This is a genomic window from Klebsiella sp. YJ, from assembly GCF_002108615.1.
Classification (GTDB): domain Bacteria; phylum Pseudomonadota; class Gammaproteobacteria; order Enterobacterales; family Enterobacteriaceae; genus Klebsiella; species Klebsiella planticola.
The window spans coordinates 67345-81771 of record NZ_MTEG01000002.1; the positions used below are offsets into that span (position 1 = coordinate 67345).

Genomic DNA, 14427 nt, shown 5'->3' on the forward strand with positions numbered 1-14427 from the left:
GCTTATGTTGAAATAGCCGCATATTCTACCCGTTATCCACGGTCTCGCCAAACCACTGATGATACCAACGCGGTAAAAGTTGATCTCGTAAGCTTTGGATTTGCCAACCTTCTGTAGAAAAAATAACCGTAATTTGTCCCTGATGCGGCGTATCGAGCCAGCGATAGCCCTGCTGACGGTAGCGCTGTACCACTTTGGCCGCAGGCATACGCCAGGTATTATATCGCGAGGCCGACGCCAGCGCCGCCGCACCTCCGGTTCGCTGCAATAGTGCCAGCGAAGAAGAGGTATTGCTGCCATGATGCGGAACCTGGATAAGTGTAGACGCAAGATGCTGCCAGTAGTGGCTCATCATCGCCCGTTCCGCCGGAATTTCAATATCCCCGGTCAGCAGAATGCTCTGCTTTCCGTCATCAATACGGACCACGCAGGAGCGGTTATTGCCCGTCATGCCGGAATCCGGCAGCGGCCACAGCACGCGAAAAGTTAATCCACGCCATCGCCAGCTTTCGCCTCGCCGACAGGGAAGATGTCCCTGCCAGCCCAGCGGACTGCGGATCCAGAGCTCGGGCCAGGCCTTCAGCAGCGAATTGAGACCACCGCGGTGGTCAAGGTGTTCATGGCTCAACAAAACGCCCTCCGGGCGCAGGTTATGCCAGCGTAGCCAGGGAATAATAATCTGCTGACCGCTGTCGCCATCGGGCCAGGCCAGTCCGGTATCATACAGGATTGCCGCCCCCTCCCGCTCAATGACCATGGCCAGCCCCTGCCCGACGTCCAGCATCGTAACCCGCCATTCATCTTTCACTCCGTGACGCCAAAAAGGCCAGCTCAGCAGCAGCGTACTGCTAAGACAAAGCGCCGGTAGCGAACGCCAGGCATGAAAACGCCATACCAGCAGCATCAGCCAGGGCAATGCGCTGAGCCCCGCCCAGCGAAAATCCAGACTGAGCCAGCCCTGCGGCAACAGACGCAAAAACCAGAATAATGCTGCCAGCAGCCGATCAGCCAACCACCACACCGTCATTTCAACCCCGACGGGCCCGCTGAGATGCAGCAGCATCGCCAGCAGAATAGCGGGAACAACCGCAAAGGTGACCAAGGGTACGGCTATCAGATTTGCCGCCCAGGAAGTCAGGCTGATGCCGTGGAAAAGGAGAATCTGAATCGGCAATAGCAGAAACATCAGCCCAAGCTGCAGATGGCCTAAAGCGAGCACTTCGCGCCATGGCCAGCGCCACGCGTGCAGCCGCAGCGGCACCAGCTGATACCAGAAAATCAGCGTTGCGACAGCGAAGATGGACAGCCACAAACTATCAGACAACACCGCCAGCGGATCGGCAAATAAGATCGCGCCAATACAACAGAGCCAGACCTGCCAGGACGACCAGCGTTTAGCAGATAGCCGTAGGCCCACCACGCAGCTCAGGGCTACGCAGGTCCGCAGCGCAGGCGGCTGCATACCGGTCAGCCAGGCATAAAATAGCGCGCAGGCCAGACCGACAAGTAGCGGCATTCTCCAGCCAATCCATCGGCACGGGAAAAAGAATTGCAGGCCCCGAACCACCAGTCCACCGAGTATGGCGCCTAGCGCAATATGCAAACCCGAGATCGCCATCAGGTGCGATGTACCGGTCTCCTGCATCAGACGTTTGATATCCCCCGGTACAACCAGTCTCTCCCCCATGCCGAGCCCGAGTATCACCGACTGCCAGGGAAAAGCGTCCAGAGTGCGTTCCAGCGATGCCAGATAGCGTGCGCGGTAGCTGCACGTCGGATCTGATGCTTCAGCCGACGTAAAGCGCCCGGTTAGCGAACGATGTTGCGCCAGGGCAAAACGCTGGCCGTCAAAGCCCCCTTCGTTGAGCTGGCTATGGATGGGGCGAAGACGAACGGTCATCTTCCAGCGCTGCCCGGCACATGGCAGGCCAGGCAGCGCGTTACCATAAAGAGTCACCCCTGGCGCAGGCCATAGCCTCTGCCCGTTGAAACGGAGAATATTTCCCTGGTAGGTGGTCTCCCCTTCGACTGCCGTTAGCTTAATCACAACCTGCCGGTTGCCACCAGGTAGCACCTGCATCGGCCACAGCACCTGACGTGCGCTCAGCACGCCCCAGGCAAAAAACAGCATAGTCAAAGCCAGGTAACGTGCTGGCCCCCAGCGGTAAAACGCTATCAGGATAGCACCACCGATAATAACCTGAACGGTGAGCGGTGTGGGCAGTTCTGGCAAGAACAACAGTGGGCAGATCCCGACAACCACGCACCCGGCAAGCTGTGATAAACGCATGTCCCCTCCCTGTTGACGGAGAGTATCGCGTGAAAGCTAAAGGTCGTCAGCGGTCGGCGGGCGGGTATGGATTTCGGCTTCCGAAAAACCTACGGGGTTGCAGCAAAACGAAGATGCTGCCGTGAGGCGGGGCAAACCAGAGACATAAAAAAAGCACCGCAGAGGTGCTTTTTTTATCATCGGAGTACGTTGTCGCGGCTCTGCGAAACTTACTCTTCGTAAATATTGGCGCGGTCGCGTAATTCTTTCCCTGGCTTAAAGTGCGGAACGTACTTACCTTCCAGTTCAACTTTATCGCCGGTCTTCGGGTTACGCCCGGTGCGAGGTGCTCGATAATGCAAAGAGAAACTGCCGAAACCGCGGATTTCAATGCGCTCACCTTGAGCAAGCGTTGAGGCCATATGTTCCAGCATTTCTTTAACAGCATCTTCGACCGCTTTCGCAGGAATGTGAGATTGCTGGCTGGCAAGTCTTTCTATCAATTCTGACTTGGTCATTATTCCTCCGGTTTCCTTCAAGGCAAAATTAGCTAACTGCTTTAAACAAGGGCGGCCGTAGCCGCCCTTTGTGCTTGATTACAGGACGAATCCTGCAATCTGTCAAGTAAACTCGTCGTAATTCAGGTTGTTGTAACCTGAATGACTAAGATTACTCGCCTTTAGCTGCTTTGAAAGCTTCAGCCATTGCGTTGTTAGAGAAGTTTGCATCTTCCTGTTTGTTAACAGTTGCGATGGCATCTTTCTCATCAGCTTCGTCTTTAGCACGAACAGACAGGCTGATTGCACGGTTTTTACGATCAACGCCGGTGAATTTAGCTTCAACGTCGTCGCCAACGCTCAGAACCAGAGTTGCATCTTCAACGCGGTCACGGGAAGCTTCAGAAGCGCGCAGGTAACCTTCAACGCCGTCAGCCAGTTCTACGGTTGCGCCTTTAGCGTCAACTGCAGTGACTTTACCGTTGACGATTGCGCCTTTCTTGTTCAGTGCAACCCAGTTGTTGAACGGATCTTCTGCGAGCTGTTTAACGCCCAGAGAGATACGCTCACGCTCTGCGTCAACCTGCAGAACAACTGCTGCGATTTCGTCGCCTTTTTTGTATTCACGAACTGCTTCTTCGCCTGCAACGTTCCAGGAGATGTCAGACAGGTGAACCAGGCCGTCGATGCCGCCGTCCAGGCCGATGAAGATACCGAAGTCAGTGATAGACTTGATTTTACCTTCAACACGGTCGCCCTTGTTGTGGGTTTCCGCAAACTGCTGCCACGGGTTGTTTTTGCACTGCTTCAGACCCAGGGAGATACGACGACGTTCTTCGTCGATATCCAGAACCATAACTTCCACTACGTCGCCAACGTTAACAACTTTGGACGGGTGGATGTTTTTGTTGGTCCAATCCATTTCGGAAACGTGAACCAGGCCTTCAACGCCTTCTTCGATTTCAACGAAGCAGCCGTAGTCGGTCAGGTTGGTCACGCGACCGGTCAGTTTGGTACCTTCCGGATAACGCTTAGCGATAGCTACCCACGGATCTTCGCCCAGCTGTTTCAGGCCCAGAGATACACGAGTACGCTCGCGGTCGAACTTCAGCACTTTAACAGTGATTTCGTCGCCAACGTTTACGATTTCGCTCGGGTGTTTAACGCGTTTCCACGCCATGTCGGTGATGTGCAGCAGGCCGTCAACGCCGCCCAGATCAACGAATGCGCCGTAGTCAGTGAGGTTCTTAACGATACCTTTGACTTCCATGCCTTCCTGCAGGTTTTCCAGCAGCTGATCGCGTTCTGCGCTGTTTTCGGATTCGATAACGGCACGACGGGAAACAACAACGTTGTTACGCTTCTGGTCAAGCTTGATGACTTTGAACTCAAGCTCTTTGCCTTCCAGGTGCAGGGTGTCGCGAACCGGACGAACGTCAACCAGGGAACCCGGCAGGAACGCGCGAATACCATTCAGCTCAACAGTGAAGCCACCTTTAACTTTGCCGTTGATAACACCGACTACAGTTTCAGCTTCTTCGTAAGCTTTTTCCAGCGTGATCCAAGCTTCGTGACGTTTAGCTTTCTCACGGGACAGCAGGGTTTCACCGAAGCCGTCTTCTACTGCATCCAGAGCAACGTCAACTTCGTCACCGACCTGGATTTCCAGCTCGCCCTGGGCGTTTTTGAACTGCTCTGCCGGAATGGCAGACTCAGATTTCAGACCGGCGTCAACCAGTACGATATCTTTGTCGATAGCAACAACAACACCACGAACGATGGAACCCGGACGGGTTTCGATTGTTTTTAAGGATTCTTCAAATAGTTGAGCAAAAGATTCAGTCATGTTTAATCTTCAGGTTTCATATTTAACGTCCACCTGGCTCCGTGCCGGATGGGGTTGTTTAACATACCCGCTAACACTCCATTGCTGCGGGGGTACTGCTATAATCCTGAGGCCGTTTCGCTTCACCGCTTAGCGGTCAGGCGACTGCCAGTTTTTCGCGCGCATAGTGTAGCGCTTTTTCAATAACTTGCTCAATGTTTAGTTCAGTAGAATCGAGAACTAAAGCATCAGCGGCCGGGACAAGCGGCGCTACGCTGCGATTACGATCGCGATCGTCGCGCTCTTTTATCTCGGACAAAAGACGTTCAAAGTTAACACTAAAGCCCTTTTCCTGCAACTGCAGCATACGCCGATGGGCGCGCTCTTGTGCGGATGCATCAAGGAAAATTTTCACTGGCGCATCGGGAAACACGACGGTTCCCATATCGCGTCCGTCGGCAATCAGGCCGGGCAGTTCACGAAATGCGCGCTGACGACGAAGCAACGCTTCGCGCACGCGGGGAAAAGCGGCAACTTTCGATGCGGTATTGGCCACTTCCTGAGTACGAATGGCGGCGCTGACGTCTTCGCCTTCAAGAATCACTTCCAGACTGCCGTCGGTGGAGATAAACCGCACATCCAGGTGCGCCGCTAACGGTACCAGCGCCTCTTCAGATTCGACATCAACATGGTGATGCAGCGCCGCGAGGGCCAGAACACGATAGATGGCCCCGGAATCCAGCAGATGCCAGCCCAGCGCTTCCGCCATTGCCTTGCACAATGTGCCTTTACCTGCACCGCCAGGCCCATCAATGGTGATTACCGGAATATTTGCCGTCATCTTTTTCTCCTTCAGCAAGGCGCATAGAATATAAACGCCGCGCATTATACGCATCTCTACGCCGGAAAGTGAGCATTGCTTGCAAATTACGGACTACCAGAAATGAAACGCAGAAGAATTGCGCAATTATAGCGGGCTGACGGAGCGCCAGCCCGGAAGATGACAATATTTTACTTTTTCGTTTTGCTTTTGCGAAGGCGAACGTTACGCCAGCGTGCTGATCCGCGCCAGCTGCCCGAAGTAATCCGGGAAGGTTTTCGCCGTGCATTTCGGGTCAAGAATAGTCACCGGCGTATCAGACAACGCCACCAGTGAGAAACACATTGCCATACGGTGATCGTTATAGGTGCCAATCTCGGCAAACTGCAGCGTCAGCGGAGGCGTAATGCGAATGTAATCCTCTCCCTCTTCCACTTCGGCGCCCACTTTACGCAGTTCGGTGGCCATCGCAAACAGACGGTCGGTCTCTTTGACGCGCCAGTTATAGATGTTGCGTAGCGTGGTAGTGCCCCTGGCAAACAGCGCCGCGGTGGCGATAGTCATCGCCGCATCCGGAATATGGTTCATATCCATATCGATAGCATTCAGCTCGCCGCGGGTACAGGCAATATAATCCTCACCCCAGGTGACGGTCGCCCCCATTTTTTCCAGGACATCGGCAAAACGAATATCGCCCTGCACGCTGTTGCGGCCGATACCGGTAACTTTTACCGTTCCACCTTTGATGGCGCCGGCAGCGAGGAAATAAGATGCCGACGAGGCATCCCCTTCCACCAGGTAATCACCCGGCGACTGGTACTGCTGATTGCCGCGGACAATAAAGCGCTGATAGGCCTGATTTTCGACCTCAACGCCGAATGTTTTCATCAGATGCAGCGTGATGTCGATATACGGTCTGGAAACCAGCTCGCCTTTAATCGCGATGACGGTATCCTGCGGCGCCAGTGGCGCAGCCATCAGCAGCGCGGTCAGGAACTGGCTGGATACGCTGCCGTCCACTTCAACGTCGCCGCCGGTAAAGCCGCCGCGCAGGCGCAGAGGCGGATAGTTTTCCTGCTCCAGATAATCAATCTGCGCGCCGCCCTGGCGCAGAGCGTCAACCAGATGGCCAATCGGGCGCTCTTTCATGCGCGGCTCGCCGGTCAACACGATATCGTTGCTGCCCAGACACAGCGCGGCGGCCAGCGGACGCATGGCGGTACCTGCGTTACCGAGGAACAGCTCCAGCGCACTGCCGGCCTGCAGCGGCCCACCGTTGCCGGTCACTTCACAGCGGGTACGGTCAGAAGACAGAACGTAATGAACTCCCAGGGCGCTCAGGGCATTCAGCATATGGCGTACATCGTCGCTGTCCAGCAGGTTGGTCAGCACCGTGGTGCCACGGGCCAAAGCCGCCAGCAGCAAAGCACGGTTAGAGACACTTTTTGACCCGGGCAGGTTCACGGTGCCATCGACTCGCGCAATGGGTTGTAACGTCAGGGATTCCATCAAACTTAACTCTCAAACAAACAGAATAAAAACCCCGCAGACCAGCCGCGGGGATGAAAAACAGGAGGATGATTAGCCGTGGCGGCGTTCAAAATCCTGCATAAAGTCGGTCAGTGCCTTCACGCCCGCCAGCGGCATCGCGTTATAGATAGAGGCACGCATGCCGCCCACTACGCGGTGGCCTTTCAGTGCATGCAGACCTGCGGCAAAGGACTCTTCAAGGAACAGTTTATCCAGCGCACTGTCGGCCAGCTGGAACGGGACGTTCATACGGGAACGGTTAGCCGCTGCCACATCGTTACGATAGAAGCTGCTGCGGTCGATCGTACCATAGAGCAAATCGGCTTTTTGCTGGTTGATTTTGTCCATAGCCGCCACGCCGCCCTGCTCTTTCAGCCACTTGAACACCAGACCGGCCAGGTACCAGGCAAACGTCGGCGGGGTGTTGAACATGGAGTCGTTGGCATCCAGTACGGTGTAGTCGAGGATTGACGGACAGGCGATGCTGGCTTTACCCAGCAGGTCTTCACGTACAATCACCAGCGTCAGGCCCGCCGGACCGATATTTTTCTGTGCGCCCGCATAGATAACGCCGTAACGGCTGACATCAATCGGGGCAGAGAGAATCGTGGAGGAGAAATCCGCCGCAACCACGACGTCGTCAGCAAAATTCGGCGTTTCATCAATCGCGATGCCGTCGATGGTTTCATTCGGACAGTAGTGCAGATAGGCCGCGCCTGGCGTCAGCTGCCATTCGCTCATCGGCTTAACTCCGCGCAGGCCGTCAACCGTGATTTTCGCGTCAATGGCATTCGGCGAACAATATTTTTTCGCTTCTTTAATCGCGCTTGCCGCCCAGTAACCGGCATCGACATAGTCAGCGGTGGTTTTATCACCCAGCAGGTTCAGCGGAACGCCCGCGAACTGACCGCGACCGCCGCCGTGGCAGAATAATACTTTGTAGTTGGAAGGGATATTGAGCAGATCGCGAAAATCCTGTTCTGCCGCCTCGGCCACCTGGATAAACTCTTTACCACGGTGACTGATTTCCATGACCGACGTACCCAGACCATGCCAGTCACACAGCTCCTGCTGTGCCAGTTTGAGAACTTCCGCCGGCAGCATTGCCGGGCCCGAACTAAAGTTATAGACCTGAGCCATTTCCCCTCACCACGTTGCTATGTTGTCTGTCCGCGAACCATCGCGGGCATAAGTTATTCCTGTGGCTATCGGTTTTATCATTCAGTGACACGCACCGCAACGAGTAAAACTAAGCAGCCACGAAATGTGGCTGCCGTCACACAAAAGAATCTGCCGGCTTGACGTCATAAAACCGACATAATTGCTGTCAGGTGACTCTTTTCGCCCTGCTGGCCCGCGACCATTCTGCATTTGCGCAGCGCGGACATAATTGTTTATCCCCGGCGCGGAGCTTAAGAACTGCGCTACAACGTACGCAGGCATATTCATCGTCGCGCGGAATGGTGGCGAAGCTTGCATTATGGGGCGGAGGTAAAATAGAAAGACCGGCTTTGACGTCCCGATCCGCATAGTAGTAGAGACTAATTTGCCCGTTCGTTTCCAGAATAGCCAACCGGACCTGTCCCAGCTGTTCGACGCCGTTGATTCGCAGCTCCATAAAAAACTCGAATTCGGTCATGTTTTCCGCCTGTAAATTCTTCCAGGCCAGTTCCCCCTGTTCGATGACCGGGATCGGTTTACCCTCAAGCAGGTTCTCCAGCTTCTCGCTTTTGCCCATCAGCCACATAATCAGCCGGTAAAGCAGCGCCAGAGTGACAAAAACCACCAGCACCGGCAGCATCGGGACATCGTCATAGAAAGCGACATCCCCCGCCGCGGAACCGAGGGTCAGGATAATGAGCACTTCAAACAGCGACATCTGCCGCACGCCGCGTCGGCCGGTGATTTTGAGAAAGATAAATACCAGGACAAAGGTGTATACGCTCCTGAGCGCCACCTCAGCCAAAAAATCCACTGGCACTTTATCCAACGCCATACGATGCCAATCAAATGCCTTCATGGTTAACGCCTGTACAGTTATCGGGTGTCAGTAAGGATAGCCAGACGATGGAGATAGCGCCGGTCATCTAAAAGCCGTATCATTGCGCGCTTTACGTACGATAAAAGTGATCGCCATGACTCAAACGTTTATTCCCGGCAAAGATGCCGCCCTGGAAGATTCCATCGCTCGCTTCCAGCAGAAATTGCTCGACCTCGGATTTGATATTGAAGAGGCCTCATGGCTGAATCCCGTACCGCACGTGTGGTCAGTACATATCCGTGATAAAGAGTGCTCGCTGTGTTTCACCAACGGCAAAGGGGCGACCAAAAAAGCGGCGCTGGCTTCGGCTCTTGGCGAATATTTCGAGCGTCTGTCCACCAACTACTTTTTTGCTGACTTTTGGCTGGGCGAAACCATCGCTAACGGACCGTTCGTCCACTATCCCAATGAGAAATGGTTCCCGCTGACTGAAGACGATGAGGTGCCGGAAGGTCTGCTGGATCCTCGTCTGCGCGCATTTTACGATCCTGACGATCAGTTGACCGCCAGCATGTTGGTCGACCTGCAGTCGGGCAACGACGAACGCGGCGTTTGCGGCCTGCCGTTCACCCGCCAGTCCGATGGCGAAACCGTCTATATCCCGATGAATATCGTCGGCAACCTGTATGTCTCTAACGGTATGTCAGCGGGCAACACGGCGAACGAAGCGCGCGTTCAGGCGCTGTCGGAAGTCTTCGAGCGTCATATTAAAAACCGCATCATCGCGGAGAGCATCAGCCTGCCAGAAATTCCGGCAGAGGTCATGGCGCGTTATCCTGGTGTGGTGGAGTCCATCAATAAGCTGGAAGCCGAAGGTTTCCCGATTTTTGCTTACGATGGCTCGCTGGGCGGCAAATATCCGGTTATCTGTGTGGTGTTGTTTAACCCGACGAACGGAACCTGCTTCGCCTCTTTCGGCGCACATCCGGACTTCGGCGTCGCCCTGGAACGTACCGTCACCGAGCTGCTGCAAGGCCGTAGCCTGAAAGACCTCGATGTCTTTACCCCCCCTACCTTCGATGACGAAGAAGTGGCCGAACACGCCAATCTTGAAACCCACTTTATTGATTCCAGCGGTCTTATCTCCTGGGATATGTTCAAACAGGATGCCGACTACCCGTTCGTCGACTGGAGCTTCTCCGGCACGACGGAAGAAGAGTTCGCCACCCTGATGGCTATCTTTAAAGAAGAAGATAAAGAAGTTTACATCGCCGATTATGAGCACCTGAGCGTCTACGCCTGCCGCATCATCGTTCCGGGAATGTCAGACATTTATCCGGCGGAAGATCTGTGGCTGGCCAATAACAGCATGGGCAGCCATCTGCGCGAAACCCTGCTCTCCCTGCCGGGCAGTGAATGGGAAAAAGAAGATTATCTGGCGCTGATCGAGCAACTGGACGATGAAGGGAATGATGACTTCACCCGCGTACGCGAGCTGCTGGGCCTGGCGACGGGCAAAGACAACGGTTGGTATACGCTGCGTATTGGCGAACTGAAAGCCATGCTGGCGCTGGCCGGCGGCGATCTGGAGCAGGCGTTGATCTGGACGGAATGGACCATTGAATTCAATGCGTCTATCTTCAGTGCGGAACGCGCAAATTACTACCGCTGCCTGCAGACGCTGCTGCTGCTCAGTCAGGAAGAAGAGCGCCAGCCTCTGCAGTACCTGAATGCCTTTATCCGTATGTACGGCGCTGATGCGGTTGAAGCCGCCAGCGCGGCGATGAGCGGTGAAGCGCCGTTCTATGGCCTGCAGGCGGTAGATAGCGATCTCCAGGCTTTCCCGGCCCATCAGTCTTTACTGAAAGCCTATGAAAAACTGCAGCGGGCAAAAGCGGCATTCTGGGCTAAATAAGGCTTCATTTTACTGCCAGCCACATTATTTACGGGGTCGATAAAGACCCCGTTTTTCATCGCTAAGTAGACCCGCGGCTAATTTGTGGTTGCAACGTTAATTTACAGTAAACTTTTTTTACGCATCAGCTTGGGATTGTTAATTTTAATAAAAAATACCCCATTTTAATTAACCGTCCGGAGCGGCCCAAAATGAAAAAAATCAACATAAGTTGTAAATTTTAAAATTTATTTTTTCCATCTAAAACAATCATTTATTTCCATAATAAGTCAAAACCACACATATTCAGGGCTTATAGTTCCGGTGGGATATGATCTACATCAATTTCCCTTCTATAATGCTTTGTTAGTATCTCACCGCCAACTTTTATAAAGAGAGAGTTAGTGTGAAAGCTGACAACCCTTTTGATCTTTTACTCCCTGCAGCCATGGCGAAAGTCGCCGAAGAAGCAGGTGTCTACAAAGCGACAAAGCACCCGATGAAGACGTTTTATCTGGCGATTACCGCTGGTGTTTTCATTTCCATTGCTTTTGTCTTCTATATTACGGCGACAACCGGCACTGCCGCGATGCCTTTCGGGATTGCTAAACTGATCGGGGGGATCTGCTTTTCACTCGGCCTGATTCTTTGCGTCATTTGCGGTGCCGACCTGTTTACCTCCACCGTTCTTATCGTCGTGGCGAAAGCCAGCGGACGAATTACCTGGGGTCAACTGGCAAGAAACTGGCTCAACGTCTATGTTGGTAACCTGATAGGCGCACTGCTGTTTGTATTGCTGATGTGGTTATCTGGCGAGTATATGACCGCCAACGGTGCCTGGGGCCTTAACGTCCTGCAAACCGCCGACCACAAAATGCACCATACATTTATTGAAGCCGTGTGTCTGGGGATCCTGGCTAACCTGATGGTCTGTCTGGCGGTGTGGATGAGCTACTCCGGCCGCAGCCTGATGGATAAAGCCATGATAATGGTTTTACCCGTGGCTATGTTTGTTGCCAGCGGCTTTGAGCACAGTATCGCTAACATGTTTATGATCCCGCTGGGTATCGTAATCCGCGACTTTGCAAGCCCGGAATTCTGGACCGCTATTGGTTCTGCTCCGGAAAATTTCTCTCACCTGACCGTGATGAACTTCATTACTGATAACCTGATTCCGGTAACTATCGGGAACATTATCGGCGGTGGTCTGCTGGTTGGGTTGACATACTGGGTCATTTACCTGCGTGGCGACGACCATCACTAAGGGCCGTTTCAGGCAGTAAATAAAAAATCCACTTAAGAAGGTAGGTGTTACATGTCCGAGCTTAATGAAAAGTTAGCCACAGCCTGGGAAGGTTTCGCGAAAGGTGACTGGCAGAAAGAAGTCAACGTACGTGACTTTATCCAGAAAAACTATACCCCGTATGAAGGCGACGAGTCCTTCCTGGCTGGCGCAACTGAAGCGACAACCAAGCTGTGGGACAACGTTATGGAAGGTGTTAAACAGGAAAACCGCACTCACGCGCCTGTTGACTTCGACACTTCCCTCGCATCCACCATCACTTCTCATGACGCGGGCTACATCAACAAAGCTCTTGAGAAAATCGTTGGTCTGCAAACTGAAAAGCCTCTGAAACGTGCGATTATCCCGTTCGGCGGCATCAAAATGGTTGAAGGTTCCTGCAAAGCGTACGATCGCGAACTGGACCCGATGCTGAAAAAAATCTTCACCGAATACCGTAAAACCCATAACCAGGGTGTATTCGATGTCTACACCAAAGACATTCTGAACTGCCGTAAGTCTGGCGTTCTGACTGGTCTGCCGGATGCGTATGGCCGTGGCCGTATCATCGGTGACTACCGTCGCGTTGCGCTGTACGGTATCGACTTCCTGATGAAAGACAAATACGCACAGTTCCTGTCTCTGCAGTCTGACCTGGAAAACGGCGTAAACCTGGAAGCGACTATCCGTCTGCGTGAAGAGATCTCTGAACAGCACCGTGCTCTGGGTCAGATCAAAGAAATGGCAGCGAAATACGGCTGCGATATCTCTGGTCCGGCAACCAACGCACAGGAAGCTATCCAGTGGACCTACTTCGGCTACCTGGCCGCCGTTAAGTCTCAGAACGGTGCAGCAATGTCCTTCGGTCGCGTATCCACCTTCCTGGATGCCTACATCGAACGTGATATCAAAGCAGGCAAAATCACTGAACAAGACGCTCAGGAAATGATTGACCACCTGGTCATGAAACTGCGTATGGTTCGCTTCCTGCGTACTCCGGAATATGATGAACTGTTCTCCGGCGACCCGATTTGGGCAACGGAATCCATCGGTGGTATGGGCGTTGACGGCCGTACTCTGGTCACCAAAAACAGCTTCCGCTTCCTGAACACCCTGTACACCATGGGTCCTTCTCCGGAGCCGAACATCACCGTTCTGTGGTCTGAAAAACTGCCGCTGAACTTCAAGAAATTCGCCGCTAAAGTGTCTATCGATACCTCTTCTCTGCAGTACGAGAACGATGACCTGATGCGTCCGGACTTCAACAACGACGACTATGCTATCGCATGCTGCGTAAGCCCGATGGTTGTTGGTAAGCAAATGCAGTTCTTCGGTGCTCGCGCTAACCTCGCGAAAACCATGCTGTACGCTATCAACGGCGGCGTTGATGAAAAACTGAAAATGCAGGTTGGTCCGAAATCTGAACCAATCAAAGGCGACGTTCTGAACTTCGACGAAGTTATGGAGCGTATGGATCACTTCATGGACTGGCTGGCTAAGCAGTATGTCACCGCCCTGAACATTATCCATTACATGCACGACAAGTACAGCTACGAAGCCTCTCTGATGGCGCTGCACGACCGTGACGTCATTCGTACCATGGCATGCGGTATTGCTGGCCTGTCCGTTGCGGCTGACTCCCTGTCTGCTATCAAATATGCGAAAGTTAAACCGATTCGTGACGAAGACGGCCTGGCCGTTGACTTCGAAATCGAAGGTGAATATCCGCAGTTCGGTAACAACGACTCTCGCGTTGATGACATGGCGGTTGACCTGGTAGAACGTTTCATGAAGAAAATTCAGAAACTCACTACCTATCGTAACGCTATCCCGACTCAGTCCGTTCTGACCATCACCTCTAACGTGGTTTATGGTAAGAAAACCGGTAACACCCCTGACGGTCGTCGTGCTGGCGCGCCGTTCGGACCAGGTGCTAACCCAATGCACGGCCGTGACCAGAAAGGTGCTGTTGCCTCTCTGACCTCCGTTGCTAAACTGCCGTTTGCTTACGCTAAAGATGGTATTTCTTACACCTTCTCTATCGTGCCGAACGCACTGGGTAAAGACGACGAAGTGCGTAAAACCAACCTTGCTGGCCTGATGGATGGTTACTTCCACCACGAAGCGTCAATCGAAGGCGGTCAGCACCTGAACGTCAACGTGATGAACCGCGAAATGCTGCTCGACGCGATGGAAAACCCGGAAAAATATCCGCAGCTGACCATCCGTGTATCTGGCTATGCAGTACGTTTTAACTCCCTGACTAAAGAACAGCAGCAGGACGTTATCACTCGTACCTTCACTCAGACCATGTAATGGTTGTGACTGA

The 14427-nt window shown here is 53.4% G+C and carries 10 protein-coding genes; 3 read left to right on the top strand and 7 right to left on the bottom strand.

All coding sequences use genetic code 11. The features are described 5' to 3' along the window. Positions 1-25: 25 nt before the first annotated feature. From BV390_RS02620 to BV390_RS02650, 7 genes are all read right to left on the bottom strand, one after another. A complete protein-coding gene (locus tag BV390_RS02620) occupies positions 26-2290 on the bottom strand; it encodes a ComEC family protein (protein ID WP_085396545.1) in 2265 nt (754 codons plus the stop codon). A gap of 209 nt (positions 2291-2499) precedes the next feature. After that, a complete protein-coding gene (ihfB, locus tag BV390_RS02625) occupies positions 2500-2787 on the bottom strand; it encodes an integration host factor subunit beta (protein ID WP_004100704.1) in 288 nt (95 codons plus the stop codon). Positions 2788-2938: 151 nt separating this feature from the next. Beyond that, positions 2939-4612: a 30S ribosomal protein S1 gene (rpsA, locus tag BV390_RS02630; RefSeq protein WP_004860074.1), complete on the bottom strand. Its 1674-nt coding sequence runs from the start codon at positions 4610-4612 to the stop codon at positions 2939-2941. A 136-nt stretch (positions 4613-4748) separates the two neighbouring features. Further along, positions 4749-5432 carry a (d)CMP kinase gene (gene cmk / locus BV390_RS02635; RefSeq protein ID WP_032688594.1) on the bottom strand — a complete coding sequence of 228 codons (684 nt, stop codon included), beginning with the start codon at positions 5430-5432 and terminating at the stop codon, positions 4749-4751. 204 nt (positions 5433-5636) lie between these two features. Next, positions 5637-6920, bottom strand: a complete 1284-nt coding sequence (aroA, locus tag BV390_RS02640; RefSeq protein WP_032688595.1) for a 3-phosphoshikimate 1-carboxyvinyltransferase — start codon at positions 6918-6920, stop codon at positions 5637-5639. Between the two features lie 72 nt (positions 6921-6992). After that, positions 6993-8081 (bottom strand): 3-phosphoserine/phosphohydroxythreonine transaminase, encoded by a 1089-nt coding sequence (gene serC / locus BV390_RS02645; protein WP_032695660.1) that lies wholly within the window; start codon positions 8079-8081, stop codon positions 6993-6995. A 187-nt stretch (positions 8082-8268) separates the two neighbouring features. Then, positions 8269-8961, bottom strand: coding sequence for a DUF421 domain-containing protein (locus tag BV390_RS02650; protein ID WP_032700446.1), 693 nt, complete (start codon positions 8959-8961; stop codon positions 8269-8271). A gap of 115 nt (positions 8962-9076) precedes the next feature. Here BV390_RS02650 and ycaO point away from each other — a divergent pair, with 115 nt between their 5' ends. From ycaO to pflB, 3 genes are all read left to right on the top strand, one after another. Beyond that, a complete protein-coding gene (ycaO, locus tag BV390_RS02655; protein WP_004860065.1) occupies positions 9077-10837 on the top strand; it encodes a 30S ribosomal protein S12 methylthiotransferase accessory factor YcaO in 1761 nt (586 codons plus the stop codon). 385 nt (positions 10838-11222) lie between these two features. Continuing rightward, positions 11223-12080, top strand: coding sequence for a formate transporter FocA (gene focA, locus BV390_RS02660; RefSeq protein WP_032688598.1), 858 nt, complete (start codon positions 11223-11225; stop codon positions 12078-12080). A 51-nt stretch (positions 12081-12131) separates the two neighbouring features. Next, the gene (pflB, locus tag BV390_RS02665) at positions 12132-14414 is read left to right on the top strand and encodes a formate C-acetyltransferase (RefSeq protein ID WP_032688599.1); all 2283 of its coding nucleotides are present in this window, start codon (positions 12132-12134) and stop codon (positions 14412-14414) included. Positions 14415-14427 lie beyond the last annotated feature (13 nt).